We start from the raw sequence: 22,791 nt of genomic DNA on the forward strand, positions 1-22,791 counted from the left end.
GAAGTGAAACAGGCCTGCGCCGATGGTAGTGTGGCATTGCCCATGCGAGAGTAGGTCATCGTCAGACTCCTAATACCAAAACCCCCGACAGCACCGCTGCCGGGGGTTTTTTATTGCCCGCAAAAACGTGTTTCGGGTGATATACTCCTGCGATCATGAGACAGTATTTTTGATGGAGTCGAGGAATGTCCACCAACGATCACCTGGTTGTATTTGATACCACTCTCCGGGATGGAGAGCAGAGTCCCGGCGCCACCATGAACAAGGCGGAGAAGCTCCGGATTGCGAAGGCGCTGGAGAAGCTTCGGGTGGATGTCATTGAGGCGGGCTTCGCCATCGCGAGTCAGGGGGATTTCGAGGCGGTCAAGGCCATTGCGGAGTCCATCAAGGGGTCGACGGTCTGTAGCCTTGCGCGCGCATTGGATAAAGATATCGATCGCGCCGCCGAGGCGATTCGGCCAGCTGCGAAGGGGCGAATTCATACCTTTATTGCGACCTCTCCCATTCATATGAGGCACAAGCTTCAAATGGAGCCGGATGAGGTTGTCGAGCAGGCAGTCCGCGCGGTTAAACGAGCCCGTAACCACGTAGAAGACGTCGAGTTTTCCTGTGAGGATGCCGGTCGTTCCGAGCTGGATTTTCTTTGTAGAGTCATTGAGGCGGCGATTGACGCGGGTGCGCGCACCATCAATATCCCGGATACGGTTGGCTACGCCATTCCGGAGCAGTTTGGGGAGACCATCGGGCAGTTGATGAGCCGGATCCCCAATGCCGACAAAGCTATTTTCTCCGTGCACTGTCACAACGATCTGGGGCTGGCTGTAGCGAACTCCCTTGCGGCTGTATCTCATGGTGCACGCCAGGTTGAATGTACGATAAACGGTCTGGGCGAGCGGGCCGGTAATGCCTCGCTTGAAGAGATTGTCATGGCAGTGCGCACTCGTCAGGATCTGTTCCATATCGATACCGGTATAGATACCTCGCACATCGTCCCAGCCTCCCGTTTGGTTTCCACCATCACTGGCTTCCCGGTACAGCCGAACAAGGCGATAGTGGGAGCGAATGCATTTGCCCATGAATCCGGTATTCACCAGGATGGTGTGTTGAAGCACCGCGAAACCTACGAAATCATGCGTGCGGAAGATGTCGGCTGGCACACCAACAGTCTCGTGTTGGGTAAGCATTCAGGCCGCAATGCGTTCCGCACCCGGTTGCTGGAACTAGGCATTCAGTTCGAGACGGAGACGGAACTGAATGAGGCGTTTACCCGCTTCAAGGCACTGGCTGATCTCAAGCACGAAATCTTTGATGAAGATTTGCAGGCGATTGCCAGTGATACGCGGCAAAAAGAAGACGTCGGACGATATGGATTGGTGTGCATGCGGGTGTGCTCTGAGACCGGTGTTATCCCGAAGGCCGAGCTGACGCTGACGGTCGATGGAAAAGAGCACAAGGTTGAAGCTGAAGGAAGCGGTCCTGTCGATGCCACATTCAAGGCGATCGAATCCCAGGTGGATTCCGGCTGCAATCTGCAGCTGTATTCAGTAAATAACATCACCAGTGGTACTGATGCCCAGGGCGAAGTGACCGTCCGGTTGGAACGTGGAGGCCGGATCGTCAATGGCGTGGGTTCGGATACCGACATTATTATCGCGTCCGCCAAGGCTTATATAGAGGCGCTTAACCTCATTAGCAGTGGCGGTATTCGTCAGCATCCCCAGGTATCGGATGTCTGAACCCAAAACGGTAGTGTCTGAGTAGTCGCTATGATTCGATCGGAAAACGAACGGCAGTTTTATCTTGGCATGGTCGGGGTGAGCCTCTGGTATGCCCGGGAGCCCCTGCCCGGTGCCGCGCCAAGCCCAGAGTTCGTCTTTCATGAGTCGGAGCCAGCTACCGATAGCCGGGCTGATGAGGCGCTTGCCGACCTTCCGATTCCTGCCAGGCCAGCTCAGTTAACGAAGCCAGCCGCGCCCGCTGACAAGGGGGCGGCAAAGGCTCGGGTTTCAAACCTTCAGGCATTGGTTGGTGGTAAGGAGTCCGGAGCGGAGTCCGCGCAACCGGTGCAAAAGTCTGCGTCTCCAGTCAAGGCTCCGGAGCCAGAGGTGTCGGCGCCAAAAAAACAGCCCCTGGTCGAAGACGTCGAGGCGGTGTCAGCTGCGGCGCCCCTGAAGCTGGCGTTGAAATTGTGGAAGGGCAAGCGCTTTGTCCTGATTTCTGATTTGTCGAGCGGGGCGAGTCTCAAGCTGCAGGAGGCACTGGCGGAGAACATCCTGAAAAGCATCGGGGAGCATTCCGTTGAATCGTCTGGGCCCATCAGCTGGCCGCTATTCAATAACCTTCGGGCCCCCGGTAACGCTCTTTCGGACCTTCAATCGGTACTGGAGCATGCCCTGAGTCAGATTGAGGGGCAGAAGGTCATAGTCCTAGGGGCGCTTCTGCCCGAAGCGGAAGGCGATTGGCTTCAGCGTCTCGCCGGATGTAAATCGGACGTCCAGTTTCCGCTGACGCTGGCAGAGCTTGCGTCGGATCCCAATCAGAAGCGAGCATTGTGGGAGCAACTGAAACCCTTCGCCAGTTAATATGTCAGAGCAGAAAGCTTCAGATTTCGACGTCCGCATTAAACCGATGCTGGAAGTCGATGTGCCGGATGTGCTCGAAATCGAGCGTCAGGGCCACAGTTTTCCCTGGACGGAAGCCATTTTTCGGGACAGCTTCCGTGGCAACTATCGACTGTGGACTGCGTGGGCAGAAGAGCGTCTGTTGGGATTTGCCGTTGTCGCCTACCTGTTTGATGAGGCGCACCTGCTCAATCTGTGCGTGTCTCCAAAGGTTCAGGGGCAGGGTATCGGTCGGCGGCTGCTTCGACACCTGGTGGCAGAGGCCTCCCTTGATCATATCTGGCAGATCATCCTCGAGGTCCGGGTCAGCAACGACGCGGCTTACCATCTTTATAAGAGTGAAGGGTTTCGGCAGATCGGCCGCCGGCCCGATTATTATCCGGCCGCCGAGGGACGGGAAGATGCTCGGGTAATGGCCTTTAGCCTGCGGGATTAACCTATTTCCCCGGTTCGCGTCAGTTTCTCTTAGCCCCTATAATACCCGCCTTTAATCTCATCTGATTCAGGTTGCCTTTACGCTATGTCGAAGCTCTCCCAGGAAGTGGCCAATCGCCGCACTTTCGCGATCATCTCGCACCCGGATGCCGGTAAAACGACGATTACGGAAAAGGTTCTGCTGTTCGGGCAGGCGCTCCAGAAAGCCGGGACGGTAAAGGGGAAGAAATCCGGCCAGCACGCAAAGTCTGACTGGATGGAGATGGAGAAGGAGCGTGGTATCTCGGTGACCACGTCCGTGATGCAGTTTCCCTATGGCGGAAAGCTGGTCAACCTGCTCGATACACCGGGGCACGAAGATTTCTCGGAGGATACCTATCGTACCCTCACCGCAGTGGATTCCTGCCTGATGGTCATCGACAGTGCCAAGGGTGTTGAGGAGCGAACCATCAAGCTGATGGAAGTTACCCGTCTGCGGGACACCCCGATCCTTACCTTCATGAACAAGCTGGACCGCGATACCCGCGATCCGGTGGAGTTGATGGACGAGGTTGAGGATGTTCTGAAAATTGCCTGTGCGCCGATTACCTGGCCCATCGGCATGGGGAAGAACTTCAAAGGGGTCTATCACCTGCTTCGGGATGAAGTGATTCTCTATCAGTCGGGGCAGGGGCATACCATCCAGGAGAAACGGATCATTGCTGGTCTGGACAATCCTGAGCTGGATGAAGTGATCGGTGCCTATGCTGCCGATCTGCGGGACGAGATCGAGCTGGTGAAGGGGGCATCCCATGAGTTCGACCTGGAGTCCTTCCTTGCAGGTGAGCTGACACCGGTGTTCTTCGGTACGGCGCTCGGTAACTTCGGCGTGGATCACATGCTGGATGGCCTCGTTGAGTGGGCGCCTACGCCGCAGCCCCGGGAAACGGATCAGCGCCCTGTGGAGCCGACGGAGGATGGCTTCTCTGGCTTTGTCTTCAAGATTCAGGCGAATATGGATCCGCAGCACAGGGACCGGATTGCCTTCGTGCGGATTGTGTCGGGCAAGTACGCGCAGGGCATGAAGGCGCGTCACGTGCGAATTGGTAAGGATGTTCGCTTTTCGGATGCGCTGACCTTTATGGCCGGTGATCGTGAGCATGCTGAAGAGGCCTTTGCCGGCGACATTATCGGGCTTCACAACCACGGTACGATTCAGTTGGGGGATACCTTCACCGCTGGCGAGGACATGAAGTTCACCGGCATTCCGAACTTTGCTCCGGAACTTTTCCGTCGCATTCGCCTCAAGGACCCTTTGAAGGCCAAGCAGCTTCAGAAAGGATTGATTCAGCTGTCTGAGGAGGGGGCGGTGCAGGTATTTCGTCCGCAGCGTAATAACGACCTGATTGTCGGCGCAGTCGGTGTCCTGCAGTTTGATGTGGTGGTTGCCCGCCTCAAGAGCGAATACAAGGTTGAAGCCATCTACGAGCCCATTAACGTGGCGACGGCGCGCTGGGTGACGGCTTCGGACGAGCGCACCCTGGATGAGTTTCAGCGCAAGAATAACGACTACCTGGCACTGGATGGCAGTGATCGGCTCGCCTATATCGCGCCGACCATGGTGAACCTGAATCTGGCGCAGGAGCGTTATCCGGACATCAAGTTCCACAAGACCCGGGAGCACTGACGCGCCCGGTCGGGAGAGACTGTGCAGTTTATCGACGCCCATTGCCACCTGGATTTTCCGCGCTTTGACGGTTGTCGGGAGGCAGAGCTGTCGAAGGCACGGCGCGAGGGTCTTGCCGGTCTGGTGATTCCCGGCGTCCGGCGTGGTCATTGGGGGCGAGTCAGGGATACAGCCCACGCCCAGGACGGGCTGTATTACTGCTTGGGTATTCACCCCTGGTTCGTCGCCGAGCACAGCGATGACGATCTGAGGGCGCTCGATGAGGCCCTTGGTGAGAGGCCCGATCGCTGTGTGGCGTTAGGTGAGTGTGGTCTGGACCGCCTGCACGGTGATCTTGATGCCCAGTTGCCGTGGTTCGAGGCGCAGGTTGCTATCGCTGCCCGGCGGCAGTTTCCGTTAGTGATTCATTCGGTTCGAACCCATGATGAAGTCCATGGAGTGTTGAATCGGGCCCGGTGGCGTGGTCGTGCTCTGGTGCACGGTTTTTCCGGCAGCTACCAGCAGGCCTGCAAGTTAGTTGACCAGGGGTGCTTCATTGGGGTTGGCGGGGTGATTACCCACCCCCGGGCCCGGAAAACCCGGGAGACGATGACCAGGTTGCCCGTGGATAGCCTGGTTCTTGAAACGGATGCGCCGGATATGGCGCCCGAAGGGGTAGAGCGGGGCCGGAATTCACCGGCGTACCTTGGGCGGGTGCTCGAGGCCCTGGCTGAACTTCGAGGCGAGACGGTGGCGTCGCTTGCCCCTCGTTTGCTGGATAATGTGCGCCGACTTTACGGCTGGCAACCGGGCGACGTAGGGGAATAACGAAACAAACGGGGTTAGGGTTGGCTTTCCTGGGGCGTTCGAGTATACTTCGCGCCCTGGCTTTTCAAGGCGATGTCACTGTCTCAGCCCCGAACGGTGTCACTGCCAAAGTAAGTTTAAATATCGAGCCTCCTCCGGATGTTGTGTCAAGTACCGGTGGCGGTGTTTTTAACGTTTCTTTTATAGCGTTCAAGGCGGAATCAATGAAGACTCTGAGTGCGAAACCAGAAACAGTAAAACGTGACTGGTACGTTGTAGACGCAGCCGGCAAGACGCTGGGTCGTCTTTCAACCGAAATCGCCCGTCGTCTGCGGGGCAAGCATAAGCCTGAGTATACCCCTCATGTAGACACTGGCGATTACATCGTTGTTATCAACGCAGGCCAGGTCCGGGTTACTGGGAACAAGACATCTGACAAGATGTACTACAGTCACACCGGCTTTCCGGGTGGAATCAAGTCCATCAACTTCGAGAAGCTGGTCGACAAGGCTCCCGAGCAAATCATTCAGAAGTCTGTCAAAGGCATGCTTCCGAAAGGCCCGCTCGGCCGCGCCATGTTCAAAAAGCTGAAAGTCTATGCCGGCGCTGAGCACCCTCACGCAGCCCAGCAGCCCAAAGAACTCGACATTTAACGGAAGGCGGATATGTCTGTAGCACAAAATTACGGTACTGGTCGCCGCAAGACATCCTCGGCACGGGTGTTTATCAAGCCGGGAAGCGGTAACATCTCCATCAACGGTCGCTCTATCGAAGATTTCTTCGGTCGTGAGACTCTGCGGATGATCGTTCGTCAGCCGCTGGTTCTGACGGAGTCCACAGATCGCTTTGATATCAAGATCACCGTAAAAGGTGGTGGTATCAGTGGCCAGGCTGGCGCTATTCGCCACGGCCTGACCCGCGCCCTGATGGATTATGACGAGACTCTGCGTCCGGCCCTTCGTCAGGCTGGTTACGTTACCCGTGACGCTCGTGAAGTTGAGCGTAAGAAAGTGGGTCTGCGTAAAGCACGTAAGCGTCCGCAGTACTCCAAGCGTTAATTCTGCTGGAGCAGGACCCAGAAAACCCGGTCAGTTTGACCGGGTTTTTTTTTGATCCAGGTCTGTAAATAGGCGTTTTTAGCGCAGATTGGGCGGCCTCCTCCGGAGGTGTCCGACTTGTAAGCACTTGGTAATTTCATTACCATTTGGGCGCTTATATTTTTGGGTTGTGAAGTCCTTTTTGATGCACATTGCCGGCTTTCTTGCAGGCTGTGACATCGCCTGATGGGAGAAGACCATAATGAGTAATGGCGACGTAAGCCAGGGTCGACGTCGGTTTCTGATCGGCGCTACGTCCGTGGTGGGTGGCGTCGGTGCTATTGGTGCAGCGGTTCCGTTTGTGGCGTCCTGGAATCCCAGTGCGAAAGCGGAAGCGGCAGGTGCGCCGGTAACCGTCAATGTCAGTAAGATTGAACCAGGTCAGCAGATTACCGTCGAGTGGCGCGGTAAGCCGGTGTGGATAATCCGTCGCACCGAAGAAATGCTGGCGAACATTGAAAAACTTAACGATGCGGTCAAGGATCCCCAATCCGAGGCACCGCAGCAGCCCGAGTACATTGACGGCATTTACCGGTCTTTGAAGCCGGAATTTGTGGTTCTGGTCGGGCTCTGTACTCATCTCGGTTGTGTTCCGTCCTATCGTCCGGAAGTCGCGCCTGCGGATCTGGGCGATAACTGGTTGGGCGGTCTGTTCTGTCCGTGCCATGGTTCCCGCTACGACCTGGCTGGCCGCGTCTACAGTGCGCAGCCTGCTCCTGATAACCTGGAGGTTCCGCCTTATCGCTTTGACGATGACGCGACTCTTACCATTGGTCTTGATCCGGAGGCGGCGTGATGCAAAAGCTACTTCACTGGGTGGATGAACGTCTGCCCGTCATAGACGCCTGGAACAAGCACGTTGGCAAATACTACGCGCCGAAGAACTTCAACATGTGGTACTTCTTCGGGTCGCTGGCGATGCTGGTGCTGGTGAATCAGTTGATCACGGGTATCTGGCTGACCATGAGCTATAACCCTTCCGCGGAGGGTGCGTTCGCTTCGGTCGAATACATCATGCGCGACGTCGAGTGGGGTTGGTTGCTCCGTTACCTGCATTCCACCGGTGCGTCAGCGTTCTTCGTGGTGGTCTACCTCCACATGTTCCGTGGCCTGATGTACGGCTCCTACCAGAAGCCGCGTGAGCTGATCTGGATCTTCGGTATGCTGATCTACCTGGTGCTCATGGCAGAAGCCTTCATGGGCTACCTGCTGCCTTGGGGGCAGATGTCCTACTGGGGTGCCCAGGTTATCGTTAACCTGTTCGGTGCTATTCCGGTAATCGGTGAAGATCTGTCGCTCTGGATTCGTGGTGACTACCTGGTGTCCGGTATCACCCTGAACCGATTCTTCGCGCTGCACGTGGTTGCCTTGCCAATCGTTCTGCTTGGCTTGGTGGTTCTGCACATTCTGGCGCTGCACGAAGTGGGTTCGAACAACCCGGACGGAATCGATATCAAGAAAAACAAGGATGAAAACGGCATTCCGAAAGATGGTATCCCGTTCCACCCTTACTACACCGTTCACGACCTGCTGGGCGTGGGTGTGTTCTTCTTTATCTTCTTTATCGTGGTGTTCTTCTTCCCGGAAATGGGCGGCCTGTTCCTTGAGAAACCGAACTTCGAGCCGGCTAACCCGCTGAAGACGCCAGAGCACATTGCGCCGGTTTGGTACTTCACGCCATTTTACGCCATGCTGCGTGCGGTTACGGTCGACCTGTTTGGTCTGTCCGCGAAATTTTGGGGCGTGGTTGTGATGGGTGCGGCGATTGCGATCCTGTTCGTCCTGCCTTGGCTCGACCGCAGCCCGGTTCGCTCCATGCGTTACAAGGGCGTGCTGAGCAAGATTGCATTGGCGATCTTTGTGGTCAGCTTCGTGGTGCTGGGTTACCTCGGTCTGGTTCCGGCAACAGAGGGTCGAACCATGGTCGCCCAGATCCTGACCGTGCTCTACTTCCTCTACTTCATTCTGATGCCGTTCTACACGCGCATGGAAAAAACCAAGCCAGTGCCAGAGAGGGTGACAGGATAATGAGAAAGCTGATTTTTGGTCTTTTCATAGCAGCCCTGCCAGCTCTCGGACTGGCGGCGGGCGCATCCGTTCCGCTTGATCACATCGAGACGGATCACACCAACAAGGAATCGTTGCAGCGCGGCGCAGCCCTGTTCACCAACTACTGCATGGGCTGTCATTCCATGGAATACGCTCGCTACAAGCGTGTTTCCGATGACCTTGAGATCCCCGCGGAGTTGTTCGAGGAGAACCTTATCTTCACCGGCGCCAAGATCGGTGAGCTGATGAAGAACTCCATGAACAAGGACATGGCGGCTGACTGGTTTGGCGCGCCGCCCCCCGATCTGACGCTGGAAACCCGCTTGCGTGGCGAGTCCTGGGTCTACTCCTACCTGCGTGGTTTCTACCAGGATGACAGCCGTCCCCTGGGCGTGAACAACGTGGTATATGCCAACGTTGGTATGCCTCACGTTATGGTTGATCTGCAGGGGTTGTGTGCCGTGGAGCCGAGCATTGGTGTTGACGCCAGCGTGGAGCCACTGTCCGGTAACATCAATAACGGTGATGTTTGTCCGGAGTACGCGATCGAAGGGAGCATGTCGGCGGCAGAGTTCGATCAGGCCATGTACGACCTGACCAATTTCATGTCCTACATGGCGGATCCCATCCGTGTTGAGCGTGAGCGCCTTGGGATGTTTGTCCTGATCTTTGTCGCGATCTTCTTTATCTTTGCGTACTTGCTGAACCGCGAGTACTGGAAGGACGTGCACTAAGAAATAGGGTATAATTCCCGGCTTTGTTCTCCAGCAGGCAGTATCTGTCCTGCTGGAGTTTTGCGTTTTTCGGGATGGTTTCCCGGTTTGTTTACTCGTGAGGTAATTCTATGGGCGTTGTGACCAAGAGGTCATCAATGACGTTTTTCTCTGACCCGGCCAGTCATTACAGCCACAGGGTGCGCATTGTGTTGGCCGAAAAGGGTGTAACCGTCGATATTGTCGATGTGGATCCGGACAATCCGCCCGCGGAACTGGCTGATCTGAATCCGTATAACGCCCTGCCAACCCTGGTGGATCGTGATCTGGTGCTTTACGAGCCGAATATCATGATGGAGTATCTGGACGAGCGGTTCCCGCATCCTCCGCTGCTGCCGGTTTACCCTGTTGCCCGCGCGAACAGTCGCCTGATGATTCATCGGGTCCAGAAGGACTGGTGTGGTCTGGTTGACCAGATTCTGGCTGAGCCGGGTGCCAAGGCGTCTGATGCAGCCCGCAAAGAGCTTCGGGAAAGCTTGCTGGCGGCTGCACCGCTGTTTGGCGAAATGCCGTTCTTCCTGTCCGAAGAGTTCACCATTGTTGATTGCTGTATCGCGCCGATTCTCTGGCGCCTGCCCGCGCTTGGCATCGATCTGAATGACAAGCAGGCGAAGCCGCTGCAGAAGTACATGGATACCATCTTCAGTCGTGAGAGCTTCAAGGCAAGCCTGTCCGATGTTGAAGAAGACATGCGTGGCTGATTGAACGGTTCCCGTCGGGGCCAGGAGAGAGTTCGTGGCAGACAGCAACATCACCATGACGGCCAGCAGACCGTATCTTGTTCGTGCGTTCAACGAGTGGATTCTGGATAACGACTGCACGCCTTATATTCTGGTGGATGCCAGCGTTCAGGGAGTTCAGGTACCAACCGAGCATGTGGCGAATGGCCAGATTGTACTGAACATCAGCCCGGGGGCGGTTCGCAGCCTCGTGATTGGTAACGGGGCGCTGGAGTTCAGTGCCCGCTTTGGTGGGGTTCCCATGCAGGTGTTTATCCCATTGCACGCAGTCATTGCCATCTACGCTAAGGAAAATGGCGAGGGTATGGTCTTTGGGAATGAGCCGGGATCGCCTGACCCGGATGGTACCGGTAGCAAGCCGGACTCCCGGCAGGGAGAAGAGGAGCGGCCTTCGGGGCGTCCAACCCTCAAAGTAGTGAAGTAATACCCCTCAGAAAAAGCCAGCTAAATGCTGGCTTTTTCTTTATCCGCCAAACAGTTTGGCATCGATCAGGCTGCACAGTGCGTTGATGATCACCAGCAGCAATGGTGCTGCTTCCGTCGATGGCACATCGTTAAGTGCGATTTCGTGGTCTTCCGGGTGCATCAAGGACGTGATGTCGGATTTCTCCCGGGCGCTCAGGACCACCACATTCATTTCACGATCATGGGCGGCCTGGATGGCCTGAATAAGGTTGGCCTTGTGTCCGTCGTCGGCGATGACAAATAGCAGGTCGCCAGGTTTGCCAACCGCTCGTACCTGCCGTGAAAAGGTTTCGTTAAAGCGGTTATCCCGGCAAATGGCAGAGAAGGTCGTTGCGTCCGCACCTAGGTTAATCGCTGGCAGGGCTGGGCGGTCGTGGTCAAAGCGATTGAGCAGGGCGGTGCAAAAGTACTGGGCCAGAATGTTGGACGTGCCGTTGGCGCAGGTGATGATTTTGCCATCTTGGAGCAGCGCATGGACGAAGGCGTCTGCCACCGTTTCGATCGCCGGGCCTGCACTGCTGGCGGCCATCGCGGTGTGCTCCATATGGCTTGCAAACCACTGGTTGATGAGTTGCTCGGTGTCCGTCATGGTGTTTTGTTAACCTGCCTCAATTGCATTTCTGATCCATTGTACCCGGTATTTTTTGACAGTCCCTGGACGTATGGCGATGACGTCAATGCGGCTCATGGAGTTCCAGAGCTGATGCTTGTGGAGGTAGAAGGAAACGGCCTTGAGCAGCGTTTTCTGTTTGGCGTAATTAACCGAGCTGGCCGGGTCCGTGAGACTTCCATGGCCCCTGAAGCGAACCTCGAAGAATACGAGGGTTTCGTTGTCATAGCCGATCAGGTCAATTTCGCCGCCCCGGTTTGTCACCTTTCTGCCGACTACCCGTACACCCTTCTGGGTCAGATAGCGCTCGGCCACGCCCTCGTAGTGATCCCCCAGTGTTTTGGAGCCTTCCCTGGCCATCATGTGTTAAGTCCTTGGGTGTTACTGGTCTTGTGGCATCTCTGTGCCGGCTTCCTCGTCAACCTCTGGGGTTTCGACCAGTGGTGGCTCAAGGTCTGGCAACAGGCGTGGCGCGCCATTCTGGAACTGGGCCCAGAGCTGTTGGCGCCGGATGCTGCCGTTGTCAGACATGGTGAGCACGCCGGTCTGGCCCTCCAGAGAAGAGTTCTCAACCTGGCGCAGCAGGGGGAGCCGTTTACTCAGTTGCCAGGCATCAGCCCCCATGGCAAACAGGCGACCGAGTTGTCCCCGTGTGTTGTTCAGCTGTTGTGAGGCGGTGGTCTTCAGCTGGCTGTCCTTCAGCGTCCAGGGGATGTCGGTAAACTTGACCCGGTTGAGGTCTCTGTCCCGCGCCGGATCCGGATTGCCTTCATAGATAATGGACGGGGAATACACCGGCAGCTCGCCGCCGAAGTAAAATGCAAACAGTGGTTTGAACTGTCGTGCGATGGTTGGATCCGCCACCATGATGATGGCTTCGGCATCCTGGCGGCGACGGGGTTCGAACTCCACGTCCTGGCCAATGGTTCGTTCTACTGCCACAGCGCGGTCCCGGGATACGGTGATGCCGAGAAGATCGGCTGTCACCGCTCTGAGGTTGTCGTCGCGGGAAAAACGCTGGATGTCGAGTGCAACACCGCCGTTTTCGTCCAGCCGGGTCCGGAGGGCGTTCTCGACACGGTCGCCCCATTCGCCCTGAGGAATCAGGACAAGCGTATTCCGGATGTCTTCTGCACTCAGGCGATCGGCGATCTGTCTCGCTTCATCCTCGGCGGACAGGCCGAACTGGTAGAGACCATCCGGAATGCGCGTGTCCGTGGGCAGGTAGTTAAGGCCTAGGGTTGGGATTGGCAGGGTATTCATGGTGCTCAGGCCGATCAGCGCGTCCTTTTCCAGTGGGCCGACGATCAGGTCCACTTCCTGCTGGGCAAGTTCCTGGTATACCTCGCTAAAGGGGCCGCTGGACGTGTCGACGATGCGGATATCGGTGGTGCTGCGGTCTACGGAGGCGTCCAGGTAGTAGGCCGCCAGGAAGCCGTCTCGGATGGCTTCACCAGCCGTAGCGAGTGGGCCGCTCAAAGGCAGCGCCAGTGCGATGTTTTCGGGGCGGCTTTCAACCAGTGTTGCGATCAGGCCGAGTTCGCTGGGTAATACCTGGGCTGCCGGATGGCCGGGCCAGTCATTTTGCCAGCGACGAATTGCCCGGCCCTGGTCATCCAGTTCCATGCCCGGGGATCGAAGGGCGGAAGCGAGTTCGAACCAGCCCTGTTCTTCATACCCGATCGCCATGTTGGACGCAGCCTGCAATTCCTGGTCTGGAACCTCTTTCAGGTAAAGCCACACTTGATCGTGGATGCGCTGAGGGCTGGTGGAGCTGTCGGTCTGGCCCAGAAGCACCAGGGTCGCTGCGGCCGACAAAGGGTCGCCGGCCAGTGCAAAGGTTTCAGCCTGCAAGGAGGCTGCTTTGGGAATGAGGGCGGTTTCGTAGGAGGTAATGCTCTGGGGCGTCAGATCCTGAGCCAGGGTCTGTGCCCACTGGCTATCCTCAAGAGTGGTTGCGCTTGCCATGGCGAGCAGGCGTTTCTCATTGGCCAGATCCGGGGGGAGCTGGCTGAGCTGGGCGTTCTGGAGTATGGTGCGCGCGGCCTGGTGGTCACCGGTGTCCTGGAAATCGCTTGCCGTGCGCAGCAGATAGCGCTGTGCAGTATCACGGTTCGCTTCCTGCTGGGCTAGCTCGAGGGCCTGTTCCGGGGTTTGTGCAACATGGGACTGCAGGTTCACGCTGGCGCACCCGGCGGACATGAGGGCCATGGCAAAGATGGCGGCAAGGGCTCGGTGGTGGATACGGGTTCTGGTCATGGCAAGCTCTGAATACTCCGGATAATTGGGCTTGTGGCACCGATCTAACGGTGGCAAGTTTAACAGTTCCCGTATCGATTCACATGACGTTAGTGTCATCGTGTGGCTTACAACAACAGTGAGGCGTGTGCTTTGAATTCAAGTGTTGAAGGGGCTGGTCAGCAAAGGTCGGAGGCTGGCGGCACGCTGTACATTGTTGCCACTCCCATCGGCAATCTGGATGACCTGTCGCCGCGGGCGGCGAGGGTGCTGGCATCGGTGGATGTGGTGGCGGCAGAAGATACCCGTCATAGCGGCCGTCTGCTGCAGCATCTGGGGATCCAGAAGCGTTTGATTGCCCTGCACGATCACAATGAAAAGGATCGCGCCGAATCGCTCATCGCTCTGCTTGAGGGTGGTCAGGATGTGGCGTTGATCTCCGATGCAGGAACACCGCTGATCTCTGATCCGGGGTTTGTGCTGGTGCGAATTGCACGGGAGCGAGGGTGTCGCGTGACACCGGTTCCTGGTCCTTGTGCCCTGGTTGCGGCTCTGAGCGCCGCGGGCTTGCCCACCGATCGATTTCTGTTTTCTGGCTTTTTGCCGGCGAAGCGGGCCGGGAGGCGGGCGGCGCTGGAGGGATTGGGGCGTGAATCCGCCACCCTGGTGTTCTATGAATCCCCCCACCGAATTCTGGATGCTGTTGCGGATATGGAAGCCGTATTGGGCGAAACGCGTGAGCTGGTATTGGGGCGAGAGCTGACCAAGACATTTGAAACCTTCTATGCCGGCACCATCGCAGAGGTGCGTGAGGCATTGGAGGCCGATCCTCATGGCAGCCGGGGTGAATTTGTCGTTATGGTACGCGGCTTCGAGTCGACCGGGGGCGCGGATGATTCCTCGCAGCTCGATGTGGACCGACTGCTGCAGCTTTTGTTGCCCGAGCTGCCGGTAAAAAAGGTGGCCAAGGTGGCCGCCGAGTTGGCGGGGCGCCCCAAGAACGAGATGTACCAGCGGGCGCTTGAACTCAAGGATCGTTAGCCGGGAATGAGTTTCGCTTGCAAGGCTGAGGTGGCGAGAGTATTGTCTCGCCCGAGCTCGCCAGACAGTCGCCGCCGGTTTCGCCGGGGGAGGAAAGTCCGGGCTCCGCAGGGCAAGGTGCCAGGTAACGCCTGGGCGGCGTGAGCCGACGGAAAGTGCAGCAGAAAATATACCGCCTAAGCGCCTTCGGGCGCCGGTAAGGGTGAAATGGTGCGGTAAGAGCGCACCGCGTGACTGGCAACAGGGCACGGCAAGGTAAACCCCACCTGGAGCAAGACCAAATAGGAGTCCTATGGCGTGGCCCGCGCTGGACTCGGGTAGGTTGCTTGAGACCTGTGGTGACGCAGGTCCTAGATGAATGACTGTCCACGACAGAACCCGGCTTATCGGCGAGCTCTCACTTCTTCTCTTCAAGGGTTGCTATGTGCATCTTTTGAAGACAGTTCTCATTATAGCCAAAAATTCTTAAACCTCATCCTGTATGTCCGTTTCATTCTGCAGGTGGTTGATTTTTAATATTTTCTTTCCTTAATGTCTCTCTTTTTTCTCAATCCCCCTCTGTAACTTATTGTCTTAAAGGGTTTTTTTTATGGTGTGGCGCTATTGTCGGCGCTTGCATTGTATGAGGTGTGTTCCTATAGTGTGCAAAAGTGGGAAAAAGTGGTTTCTAGTGGATTTTTGTGGGCACGGTAGCCCAAAAGACGGGACAAATGAGCAGATTTCTGGGCAGTCATGCCATCAACATGGATGCGAAGGGGCGCCTGGCGATCCCGGCAAAGGTGCGAGAAGAGCTCGCGCAGCTTTGTAATGGTCGCATTGTGGTGACTGCTAACGCCGATGAAGAGCGGTGCCTGCTTATCTATCCGGAGCCCGAGTGGGAAGAGCTGCGCCCGAAAATTGAAGCACTGCCCAACATGAACCGGGCTGCTCGTCGGCTTCAGCGCCTGCTGCTTGGTAACGCTGCACCCATGGAGTTGGACACGGCGGGGCGAATTTTGGTTCCCCCCACGTTAAGAAGTTACGCCCATCTAGAGAAAAAGCTGATGCTGATTGGTCAGGGAAAGAAGTTGGAGCTCTGGAGTGAGGAACGCTGGTTTGCCTGGCTGGATGAGTCATCCGACGACGATGAAATGCCGCCGGAAATGGAGGCGCTCAGCCTATGACGGACGATCGCACCCAGAAGGACGGGGCGGCTTTTGCTCACCGATCGGTCCTTCTGGACTCGGCGGTCGACTATCTCGTCAATGATTCGGAAGGTCTTTATGTCGATGGCACCTTCGGGCGCGGTGGACATAGCCGGCTGATTCTCGAGCGCCTGAGTGAGCGCGGCCAATTGCTCGGCATCGATAAAGACCCTGAGGCCATTCGCGCGGCGAAGCAGTTGGCGGAAGGTGATTCCCGGTTTGCATGGTTTCACGGCTCCTTTGCTGATCTTGATCAGGCACTGCTGTCCCGCGGCTGGGAGACAGTACACGGTGTGTTGATGGATCTCGGGGTGTCGTCTCCCCAGTTGGATGATGCGTCGCGCGGGTTCAGCTTTTTGCGGGACGGGCCGCTGGATATGCGGATGGACCCGACCCAGTCGCCGAGTGCCGCGCAGTGGCTGGCCGAGGCGGACGAGGCGCAGATTGCTGACGTGCTCTGGCGCTATGGGGAAGAACGGTTTTCCCGCCGGATTGCGCGGGCGGTGCTTGCCCGCCGGCAGGAGGAACCGATCGAGACCACGAGGGCGCTGGCGGAACTGGTGGCGGACGCCGTGCCGAAAAAGGAAAAACACAAACACCCGGCTACCCGCACATTCCAGGCCATTCGCATCTTTATTAATCGCGAACTGGAAGATCTGGAGCGGGGGCTGAAGCTGGCAGCGGAGCGTCTGGCTCCGGGCGGTCGTCTGGTGGTGATCAGTTTTCATTCGCTTGAGGACCGGGTCGTCAAGCGATTTATGCGGGATCTGGCCAAGGGGCCAAGGCTCCCGAAAGGCATTCCGGTGACCGCGGAGCAGGAAGCTTCCGCGTTCCGGTTGGTTGGCAAGGCCATGAAGGCCAGTGCCGGCGAAATTGAAGAAAATATTCGCGCCAGAAGTGCCGTTATGCGGGTGCTTGAGCGCGTTAACAACGATTAAGAGTCCACAGGGGATGGCTTGATGGGTGCTGTAGCCATAGAACAGCCTGTAAAGGCCGCAAGGTCGAGCAAAGTTCGGGTTCGCGACGGTGTAGCGACGGCCGTCCGTATTTCCCGGCAGGTATTCGGTGCGACCAGGGAGCGGAGTGTGCTCGTTTCCCTCGTGCTGGTGGCTGTGCTGGTGGCATCGTCCATTGGCGTGGTGGTCAGCGCCCACAAGAACCGTGAGCTCTTCAATACGTTGTCCCAGTTACAGGATGAGCGCGATCTCTACCAGCGGGAATGGAGCCAGCTGCTGTTGGAGCAAAGTGCACTGAGTGCCCATGGCAGGGTCGAACAACTTGCTGCGGAACGCTTTGGCATGGTGGTTCCGGGGCGTGAGGATATTGTGCTGGTGCCGATGGTTGCGCCGGTAAACCAAAAATAATTAGCGATAACAATAATCGTCGGGGTGATCGATTTGTCCGGTCAGGGAACAACAATGACATGGAGTCAGCGGCTGGCGTCTGGTCTGAAAGCCTGGCGTTACGGCTCCGTGCTGGGTGTTTTCCTGCTGGTGGTGGGGGTGCTCGGCTGGCGCCTGGTTGACTTGCATGTCGTTGATAACGAATTTCTCCGCAAGCAGGGTGACGTTCGAACCATCCGGGTCGAAACGATTGACGCTCATCGTGGCGTGATCACTGATCGGCACGGGGAGCCCCTGGCTGTTAGCACGCCCGTGCAGACCATCTGGGCAAACCCTTCTGAAATCGATCCGGATCAGGACCGTCTGACTCATCTCGCCCGTCTGCTTGGACTGAATGAAGCCACGTTGCGTGAGCGTCTGAAACGCTATGCCGGACGGGAATTCATTTACCTACGTCGGAAAGTACAGCCTGGACTGGCGCGACAGGTGACAGAACTCGATATCGATGGGGTGTACTCACGACAGGAATACCGTCGTTATTATCCGGCCAGCGAAGTGACCGCTCACGTCGTTGGCTTTACCGATATTGATGAACGTGGTCAGGAAGGAATGGAACTGGCCTATAACCAGTGGTTGTCTGGCGAGCCGGGCAAGAAGCGGGTGCTCAAGGATAACCGGGGACGCGTGATCAAGGATCTTACATTGATCCGTGACGCCCGCCCGGGTAACGGCCTCCAGTTAAGTATCGATCTGCGTCTCCAGTATCTGGCATACCGCGAACTCAAGGCGGTCGTGAACGCCCACAACGCGAGAGGCGGCACGCTGGTGATGCTGGATTCGGACACCGGCGAAGTGCTGGCCATGGTGAATCAGGGGGCTTACAACCCGAATGACCGAAATCAGCTGGCGGCGGAAAATCTCAGGAACAAAGCGATCACGGATTTGTTCGAACCCGGGTCGACCATGAAGCCCATTACGATGGCGGCGGCCCTGGAATCGGGCAACTATCAACCGGAAACCACCATTGATACGGCGCCGGGGTTCCGGCGCTTTGGTCGTTTTACGATCCGGGATCATCGTAATTACGGTGTGATGGATCTGACCGATATCATCGCCAAGTCCAGCAACGTGGGTATCAGCAAGATCGCCACGGACATCGGTGGTGATGCCATTCGTGATCTGTACAGCCGGCTTGGTCTCGGTCAGCCAACGGGTATTGGATTCCCCGGTGAGGCGGTGGGCGTGCTGCCGTCTCCGCCCAAATGGCGTCCGGTGGAAGAGGCGACGCTGTCCTACGGCTACGGCATGAGTGTTAATGCCTTACAGCTTGCTCAAGCGTATATGGTCATTGCTAATGGAGGCATCCGTCATCCCCTGAGTCTGATCAAGCTGGACGGCGAGCCGCAGGGCCACCGGGTGATCTCGGAAAAGGTGACTCACCAGGTTCGGAACATGCTGCGCGAAGTGGTTGAAAACGGTACCGGAAAGCGCGCGCAGCCGGGCTTCTACTCCGCTGGCGGCAAGACCGGAACCGTACACCTGGTGGGCGAGCAGGGCTACCAGGATAGCGAATACAAGGCGATTTTTGCCGGCATGGCGCCGATTGAAAATCCCAGGATTGTTGCCGTTGTGGCGGTCGATGCGCCGCAATCAGGAGAGTACTATGGTGGGGAGGTGGCCGCGCCGGTCTTCGCACGGGTTATGAGTGATGCGCTCCGCCTGTTGAACGTGAAGCCTGAGCTGGAGGTTGGGAGTCGTCAGACGGCCGGCCTGCCGGTTGGGGAGCGAGGCTAAACCTATGTGCATCACATCCCTCAGTACGCTGCTACACGATATTGTTCCGGTGCCGTCGGTCTTCGACGTCACCATTCATGGCCTGAAAACGGATAGCCGGGATGTAAAATCCGGTGATGCGTTTGTGGCTCTGGCGGGTACCACTACGCCAGCAGACCATTACGTCGGTGATGCCGTGGCTGCAGGTGCAACGGTGGTTCTTCTGGAGTCAGGACAGGCCGGTGAGTGTCGTGAGTATCACGGTGCTCTGGTCGTGCCCGTGGCTGGCCTGCGCGGATTGCTGGGCAAAATTGCCGACCGGTTCTATGAGCATCCCTCCCAGCGGCTTGCGCTGGTGGGTGTAACCGGGACCAATGGAAAAACATCTGTTACTCAATATATTGCAGGCCTTCTCAACGCTACCGGGATGCCTTGTGGCGTGATGGGGACGGTAGGGTACGGCATGCCGGACGCTCTGACGCCGTCCACCCATACTACGCCTGACGTCGTGCGAGTGAACCGGGAACTGTCGCGCATTGTCAGTGCCGGTGGCCGGGCTGCGGTCATGGAAGTGTCTTCCCATGCATTGGATCAGGGGCGGGTCGCGGATCTGGTCTTCCGGGCCGCGGTGTTCACGAACCTGACCCGGGATCACCTGGATTATCACGGCACCATGGATGCCTATGGCGAAGCCAAGGCGAAGCTGTTTTTCCGTGAAGAACTGAATTTCGCAGTGATCAATTTTGACGACCCCTTCGGACGGCAACTGTTCGAGCAGCTTCAGGGTCGTTGCGATCGGGTTCGTTACAGTTTGCACGAATCCCAGACGGAATTGTGGCTCACTGACTTTGCCCCGACGGATGACGGTTTCAAGGCAACGGTAGACGGTCAGTGGGGGGCTTTTGCTATTTCCGTGCCGCTGATGGGCAGCTTCAACGCAAGTAACCTACTGGCGGCGATGGCAACGGTCCTGAGCCTGGGGACCCCGGTTGAGCGGGTGCAGCAGGCCGTGCGGAGTCTCACTCCGCCCCCGGGGCGGCTGGAATCCTTTTTTGGCACCGATGGTGTCCGGGTCGTGGTGGATTACGCGCACACTCCCGATGCCCTGGCCAATGCACTGTCCGCGTTGCGGCCTCATGTGGCAGGTCGATTGATTTGTGTATTTGGCTGCGGCGGCGACCGGGACTCCGGCAAGCGGCCGGAAATGGCTCGTGAAGCAGAAAAAGGTGCCGACATTGTCATCGTCACGGATGACAATCCCCGAACCGAAGCCCCCTCGGACATTGTTCGGGACATACTTGGCGGCTTCAGCTCACCGGACACAGCAACGGTGATTCATGATCGGGCCGAGGCTATCGGTCATGCCGTGCAGATGGCGGGGCCGGATGATCTGGTGCTGGTCGCCGGCAAGGGCCATGAAACTTACCAGGACATAGCGGGTACCAAGCATCCGTTTAATGATGCGGAACAGGTACAGCTGGCACTGAAAGACCAGGGAGGTGCGTCATGATGCGCGCTTTCTCACTGCAAGAAGCCCGCCAATGGATGGGCGCGACCAGCTCTGCGGAAGGGCTGGAGAACAGCACGTTTACTGGTGTCTCTACGGATACCCGGTCACTGGCGCGCGGCGAGCTGTTCGTGGCGCTGCGGGGTGACAACTTTGACGGGCACCGGTTCCTGCAGAAGGCAAAAGAACTGGGTGCTGTCGCAGCCGTGGTGGACACAGAAGATGCATCCGTTGATCTGCCCCAGCTCATGGTGGCGGATACGGTGGATGCTCTGGCCAGGCTGGCGGCCGGGAATCGCGACGCCAGTGCTGCGCGACTGGTGGCGGTGACTGGCAGCAGTGGCAAGACCACCGTTCGGGAAATGACCGCAGCGATCCTGTCCCGGATGGGGCCGACCCTGGCTACCTCGGGCAACCTGAACAACCACATCGGCGTGCCGTTGACCTTGTTTGGTTTAACCCCTGAACATCGGTACGGTGCTATTGAACTGGGTGCCAGTGGTCTGGGAGAAATCGCCCATACCGTGGCTATTACCCGGCCCCAGGCAGTCATTCTGACCAACGCGGGTCAGGCGCACCTTGAGGGCTTTGGCAGTTACCAGAACATCATTCTCGCCAAGGGCGAGATCATCGATGGCGTCGAGGACGGCGGTCTGGTGGTACTGAATCGTGACGATCCGGCCTTTGACCAGTGGAAGGCCCGCGCCGGTGGGCGCCGGGTGGCCAGTGTCAGCCGCCTTGACCACCCGGAAGCCGATTATCGCAGCGTCGCGGAGGCGTTTGATGGTGAAGGTCAGCGCCTGCGGGTAACTGGCCCCGGAAACTGGCGTTGCACGGTGTACCTTGCGCTCGAGGGAGAGCACAATCTCACCAACGTGGCCCTCGCCATTGCAGCTGCCCGCGAACTGGGTGCCAATGACGATGCCATCGTTGAGGGGCTCGGAGCGCTGCAGCCAGTAAAGGGGCGCCTGCAGAGCATGCAATTGGCGCCGGGGCTGACGGTCATTGATGACAGCTACAACGCGAATCCGTCGTCTATCAAGGCAGCACTGAGTGTGCTGGCCTCAAGAGATGGGCAACGTGTTGCGGTGCTGGGTGCGATGGCAGAACTGGGCGAGGATGCCCTGGCGTTGCATCACGAAGTGGGTGAGTTCGCCCGCAAACAAAATATTGATCGGTTGCTGACCGTCGGGCCTGGCTGCGAGGGCTATGTCCAGGGATTCGGTTCAGCGGCAGAAAGTTTCCAGACCCACGACGAGGCTGTTGAGGCGATTGTTGCCAGCCAGCAGCCTCCCATGACGGTGTTGGTGAAAGGTTCTCGCAGTTCCGCCATGGATCGCGTGGTGGAGGGAATTCGGAAAAAGGTGAATAACTCATGCTGCTCTGGCTAACAGAGGTTTTGTCACAGTATTTCTCGGCCCTGACCGTGTTTCAGTATCTCACCCTGAGGGGGATACTTGGCACGCTCACGGCCCTGCTGATTTCCCTGATCATCGGTCCCTACATGATCCGGAAGCTCAGCCAGTACCAGATTGGTCAGGCGGTCAGGGACGACGGCCCGCAAACCCATTTGAGCAAGGCCGGCACCCCCACCATGGGCGGTGCGCTGATTCTGGTCGCCATTGGCATCAGTACCTTGTTGTGGGGCGACCTTAGCAACCGCTATGTTTGGGTCACCCTGCTGGTCACGCTGCTGTTCGGCGCCGTGGGCTGGGTGGATGACTACCGGAAGGTGGTTGAGCGCAACCCTCGCGGCCTGCCCGCCCGCTGGAAATATTTCTGGCAGTCGGTCATTGGTGCCGGTGCCGCTATTGCCCTGTATATGAGCGCCGCCTTGCCTCAGGAAACGTCCCTGTACGTGCCGTTCGTCAAGCAGGTATCGCTGACTCTCGGGCCGGTGGTGTTCATTTTGCTGACCTATTTCGTCATTGTCGGCAGCAGTAACGCGGTCAACCTGACCGATGGCCTGGATGGTCTGGCGATCATGCCCACGGTAATGGTGGCGGCCGCATTGGCCATCTTTGCTTATCTGTCGGGACACGCCCAGTTTGCCGATTACCTGTTGATCCCTCATTTGCCGGGTACCGGTGAGCTGATTGTATTCTGTGGCGCCATTGTTGGTGCCGGGCTGGGATTCCTGTGGTTCAACACTTATCCCGCGCAGGTGTTCATGGGCGATGTTGGTGCGCTGGCTTTGGGTGCCGCCCTCGGCGTGGTGGCGGTCATTGTCAGGCAGGAAATCGTACTGTTCATCATGGGCGGAGTGTTCGTGATGGAAACCATTTCGGTGATTCTTCAGGTGGGCTCCTACCGGCTTACCGGCCGGCGGATTTTCCGCATGGCGCCATTGCATCATCACTTTGAATTGAAAGGTTGGCCGGAACCCCGGGTGATTGTCCGTTTCTGGGTTATTACCGTTGTTCTGGTGTTGATTGGCCTTGCCAGTCTCAAGATTCGTTAAGG

Annotated in this window: 23 protein-coding genes and 1 other RNA gene; 21 read left to right on the plus strand and 3 right to left on the minus strand. The window is 57.6% G+C overall.

Features of this window, described 5'->3' with window-relative positions; translation table 11 throughout:
• Positions 1–185: 185 nt before the first annotated feature.
• From K8I84_RS00005 to K8I84_RS00060, 12 genes are all read left to right on the plus strand, one after another.
• Positions 186–1,736 carry a 2-isopropylmalate synthase gene (locus K8I84_RS00005; RefSeq protein WP_223792671.1) on the plus strand — a complete coding sequence of 517 codons (1,551 nt, stop codon included), beginning with the start codon at positions 186–188 and terminating at the stop codon, positions 1,734–1,736.
• A gap of 30 nt (positions 1,737–1,766) precedes the next feature.
• Entirely contained in the window at positions 1,767–2,582 is an 816-nt protein-coding gene (locus tag K8I84_RS00010) for a 2-isopropylmalate synthase (protein ID WP_223792672.1), read from the plus strand.
• A gap of 1 nt (position 2,583) precedes the next feature.
• On the plus strand, positions 2,584–3,057 hold the full coding sequence (gene rimI / locus K8I84_RS00015) for a ribosomal protein S18-alanine N-acetyltransferase (RefSeq protein WP_223792673.1): 474 nt from the start codon (positions 2,584–2,586) through the stop codon (positions 3,055–3,057).
• A gap of 84 nt (positions 3,058–3,141) precedes the next feature.
• The gene (gene prfC, locus K8I84_RS00020; protein WP_223792674.1) at positions 3,142–4,722 is read left to right on the plus strand and encodes a peptide chain release factor 3; all 1,581 of its coding nucleotides are present in this window, start codon (positions 3,142–3,144) and stop codon (positions 4,720–4,722) included.
• Between the two features lie 21 nt (positions 4,723–4,743).
• Positions 4,744–5,529 (plus strand): TatD family hydrolase, encoded by a 786-nt coding sequence (locus K8I84_RS00025; protein WP_223792675.1) that lies wholly within the window; start codon positions 4,744–4,746, stop codon positions 5,527–5,529.
• Positions 5,530–5,732: 203 nt separating this feature from the next.
• Entirely contained in the window at positions 5,733–6,161 is a 429-nt protein-coding gene (gene rplM, locus K8I84_RS00030; RefSeq protein ID WP_206645375.1) for a 50S ribosomal protein L13, read from the plus strand.
• Positions 6,162–6,173: 12 nt separating this feature from the next.
• The gene (rpsI, locus tag K8I84_RS00035) at positions 6,174–6,566 is read left to right on the plus strand and encodes a 30S ribosomal protein S9 (protein WP_223792676.1); all 393 of its coding nucleotides are present in this window, start codon (positions 6,174–6,176) and stop codon (positions 6,564–6,566) included.
• A gap of 241 nt (positions 6,567–6,807) precedes the next feature.
• Positions 6,808–7,401 carry a ubiquinol-cytochrome c reductase iron-sulfur subunit gene (gene petA, locus K8I84_RS00040; protein WP_223792677.1) on the plus strand — a complete coding sequence of 198 codons (594 nt, stop codon included), beginning with the start codon at positions 6,808–6,810 and terminating at the stop codon, positions 7,399–7,401.
• Positions 7,401–8,633: a cytochrome b gene (locus tag K8I84_RS00045; protein WP_263282909.1), complete on the plus strand. Its 1,233-nt coding sequence runs from the start codon at positions 7,401–7,403 to the stop codon at positions 8,631–8,633. The genes petA and K8I84_RS00045 overlap by 1 nt, the downstream gene beginning before the upstream one ends.
• On the plus strand, positions 8,633–9,388 hold the full coding sequence (locus K8I84_RS00050) for a cytochrome c1 (protein ID WP_223792679.1): 756 nt from the start codon (positions 8,633–8,635) through the stop codon (positions 9,386–9,388). Before K8I84_RS00045 ends, K8I84_RS00050 begins: the two co-directional genes overlap by 1 nt.
• Positions 9,389–9,498: 110 nt before the next feature.
• Entirely contained in the window at positions 9,499–10,128 is a 630-nt protein-coding gene (locus K8I84_RS00055) for a glutathione S-transferase N-terminal domain-containing protein (RefSeq protein ID WP_223792680.1), read from the plus strand.
• Positions 10,129–10,183: 55 nt separating this feature from the next.
• Positions 10,184–10,591: a ClpXP protease specificity-enhancing factor gene (locus K8I84_RS00060; protein ID WP_263282911.1), complete on the plus strand. Its 408-nt coding sequence runs from the start codon at positions 10,184–10,186 to the stop codon at positions 10,589–10,591.
• A 39-nt stretch (positions 10,592–10,630) separates the two neighbouring features.
• Here the strand turns inward: K8I84_RS00060 and K8I84_RS00065 are convergent, their stop codons facing one another.
• From K8I84_RS00065 to K8I84_RS00075, 3 genes are read right to left on the minus strand one after another with little or no spacing between them, the layout of a single operon-like run.
• Complete coding sequence (locus K8I84_RS00065; protein ID WP_223792682.1) at positions 10,631–11,221, minus strand: SIS domain-containing protein; 591 nt, start codon at positions 11,219–11,221, stop codon at positions 10,631–10,633.
• A gap of 9 nt (positions 11,222–11,230) precedes the next feature.
• Entirely contained in the window at positions 11,231–11,602 is a 372-nt protein-coding gene (locus tag K8I84_RS00070; protein ID WP_223792766.1) for a YraN family protein, read from the minus strand.
• Positions 11,603–11,623: 21 nt separating this feature from the next.
• On the minus strand, positions 11,624–13,501 hold the full coding sequence (locus K8I84_RS00075; protein WP_223792683.1) for a penicillin-binding protein activator: 1,878 nt from the start codon (positions 13,499–13,501) through the stop codon (positions 11,624–11,626).
• Positions 13,502–13,633: 132 nt separating this feature from the next.
• Here K8I84_RS00075 and rsmI point away from each other — a divergent pair, with 132 nt between their 5' ends.
• The 9 genes from rsmI to mraY all read left to right on the plus strand — a co-directional run bounded on the left by rsmI (position 13,634) and on the right by mraY (position 22,789).
• The gene (rsmI, locus tag K8I84_RS00080) at positions 13,634–14,521 is read left to right on the plus strand and encodes a 16S rRNA (cytidine(1402)-2'-O)-methyltransferase (protein ID WP_223792684.1); all 888 of its coding nucleotides are present in this window, start codon (positions 13,634–13,636) and stop codon (positions 14,519–14,521) included.
• Positions 14,522–14,573: 52 nt separating this feature from the next.
• Positions 14,574–14,923, plus strand: an RNA gene (gene rnpB, locus K8I84_RS00085) — RNase P RNA component class A.
• A gap of 308 nt (positions 14,924–15,231) precedes the next feature.
• Positions 15,232–15,684: a division/cell wall cluster transcriptional repressor MraZ gene (gene mraZ, locus K8I84_RS00090; protein WP_223792685.1), complete on the plus strand. Its 453-nt coding sequence runs from the start codon at positions 15,232–15,234 to the stop codon at positions 15,682–15,684.
• The gene (rsmH, locus tag K8I84_RS00095) at positions 15,681–16,643 is read left to right on the plus strand and encodes a 16S rRNA (cytosine(1402)-N(4))-methyltransferase RsmH (RefSeq protein WP_223792686.1); all 963 of its coding nucleotides are present in this window, start codon (positions 15,681–15,683) and stop codon (positions 16,641–16,643) included. The genes mraZ and rsmH overlap by 4 nt, the downstream gene beginning before the upstream one ends.
• Before the next feature lie 21 nt (positions 16,644–16,664).
• Positions 16,665–17,069 carry a cell division protein FtsL gene (ftsL, locus tag K8I84_RS00100; protein ID WP_223792687.1) on the plus strand — a complete coding sequence of 135 codons (405 nt, stop codon included), beginning with the start codon at positions 16,665–16,667 and terminating at the stop codon, positions 17,067–17,069.
• Between the two features lie 33 nt (positions 17,070–17,102).
• On the plus strand, positions 17,103–18,842 hold the full coding sequence (locus K8I84_RS00105; RefSeq protein WP_411722628.1) for a peptidoglycan D,D-transpeptidase FtsI family protein: 1,740 nt from the start codon (positions 17,103–17,105) through the stop codon (positions 18,840–18,842).
• Positions 18,843–18,846: 4 nt separating this feature from the next.
• Complete coding sequence (locus K8I84_RS00110) at positions 18,847–20,331, plus strand: UDP-N-acetylmuramoyl-L-alanyl-D-glutamate--2,6-diaminopimelate ligase (RefSeq protein WP_223792689.1); 1,485 nt, start codon at positions 18,847–18,849, stop codon at positions 20,329–20,331.
• Positions 20,328–21,719 carry a UDP-N-acetylmuramoyl-tripeptide--D-alanyl-D-alanine ligase gene (locus K8I84_RS00115; protein ID WP_223792690.1) on the plus strand — a complete coding sequence of 464 codons (1,392 nt, stop codon included), beginning with the start codon at positions 20,328–20,330 and terminating at the stop codon, positions 21,717–21,719. Before K8I84_RS00110 ends, K8I84_RS00115 begins: the two co-directional genes overlap by 4 nt.
• Positions 21,704–22,789 (plus strand): phospho-N-acetylmuramoyl-pentapeptide-transferase, encoded by a 1,086-nt coding sequence (gene mraY / locus K8I84_RS00120; protein ID WP_223792691.1) that lies wholly within the window; start codon positions 21,704–21,706, stop codon positions 22,787–22,789. The genes K8I84_RS00115 and mraY overlap by 16 nt, the downstream gene beginning before the upstream one ends.
• Positions 22,790–22,791 lie beyond the last annotated feature (2 nt).

The organism is Marinobacter sp. F4216, assembly GCF_019931195.1.
Lineage (GTDB): Bacteria > Pseudomonadota > Gammaproteobacteria > Pseudomonadales > Oleiphilaceae > Marinobacter > Marinobacter suaedae.

Excerpts from the sequence above, each read along its gene's own strand:
- K8I84_RS00110 (WP_223792689.1), top strand. The coding sequence starts at position 18,847 with ATGTGCATCACATCCCTCAGTACGCTGCTACACGATATTGTTCCGGTG.
- mraY (WP_223792691.1), top strand. The coding sequence starts at position 21,704 with ATGCTGCTCTGGCTAACAGAGGTTTTGTCACAGTATTTCTCGGCCCTG.
- rsmH (WP_223792686.1), top strand. The coding sequence starts at position 15,681 with ATGACGGACGATCGCACCCAGAAGGACGGGGCGGCTTTTGCTCACCGA.
- K8I84_RS00010 (WP_223792672.1), top strand. The coding sequence starts at position 1,767 with ATGATTCGATCGGAAAACGAACGGCAGTTTTATCTTGGCATGGTCGGG.
- K8I84_RS00045 (WP_263282909.1), top strand. The coding sequence starts at position 7,401 with ATGCAAAAGCTACTTCACTGGGTGGATGAACGTCTGCCCGTCATAGAC.
- prfC (WP_223792674.1), top strand. The coding sequence starts at position 3,142 with ATGTCGAAGCTCTCCCAGGAAGTGGCCAATCGCCGCACTTTCGCGATC.
- petA (WP_223792677.1), top strand. The coding sequence starts at position 6,808 with ATGAGTAATGGCGACGTAAGCCAGGGTCGACGTCGGTTTCTGATCGGC.
- ftsL (WP_223792687.1), top strand. The coding sequence starts at position 16,665 with ATGGGTGCTGTAGCCATAGAACAGCCTGTAAAGGCCGCAAGGTCGAGC.
- K8I84_RS00050 (WP_223792679.1), top strand. The coding sequence starts at position 8,633 with ATGAGAAAGCTGATTTTTGGTCTTTTCATAGCAGCCCTGCCAGCTCTC.
- K8I84_RS00075 (WP_223792683.1), bottom strand. The coding sequence starts at position 13,501 with ATGACCAGAACCCGTATCCACCACCGAGCCCTTGCCGCCATCTTTGCC.
- K8I84_RS00065 (WP_223792682.1), bottom strand. The coding sequence starts at position 11,221 with ATGACGGACACCGAGCAACTCATCAACCAGTGGTTTGCAAGCCATATG.
- K8I84_RS00060 (WP_263282911.1), top strand. The coding sequence starts at position 10,184 with ATGACGGCCAGCAGACCGTATCTTGTTCGTGCGTTCAACGAGTGGATT.
- K8I84_RS00005 (WP_223792671.1), top strand. The coding sequence starts at position 186 with ATGTCCACCAACGATCACCTGGTTGTATTTGATACCACTCTCCGGGAT.
- rplM (WP_206645375.1), top strand. The coding sequence starts at position 5,733 with ATGAAGACTCTGAGTGCGAAACCAGAAACAGTAAAACGTGACTGGTAC.
- K8I84_RS00115 (WP_223792690.1), top strand. The coding sequence starts at position 20,328 with ATGATGCGCGCTTTCTCACTGCAAGAAGCCCGCCAATGGATGGGCGCG.
- rimI (WP_223792673.1), top strand. The coding sequence starts at position 2,584 with ATGTCAGAGCAGAAAGCTTCAGATTTCGACGTCCGCATTAAACCGATG.
- K8I84_RS00055 (WP_223792680.1), top strand. The coding sequence starts at position 9,499 with ATGGGCGTTGTGACCAAGAGGTCATCAATGACGTTTTTCTCTGACCCG.
- K8I84_RS00070 (WP_223792766.1), bottom strand. The coding sequence starts at position 11,602 with ATGGCCAGGGAAGGCTCCAAAACACTGGGGGATCACTACGAGGGCGTG.
- mraZ (WP_223792685.1), top strand. The coding sequence starts at position 15,232 with ATGAGCAGATTTCTGGGCAGTCATGCCATCAACATGGATGCGAAGGGG.
- rpsI (WP_223792676.1), top strand. The coding sequence starts at position 6,174 with ATGTCTGTAGCACAAAATTACGGTACTGGTCGCCGCAAGACATCCTCG.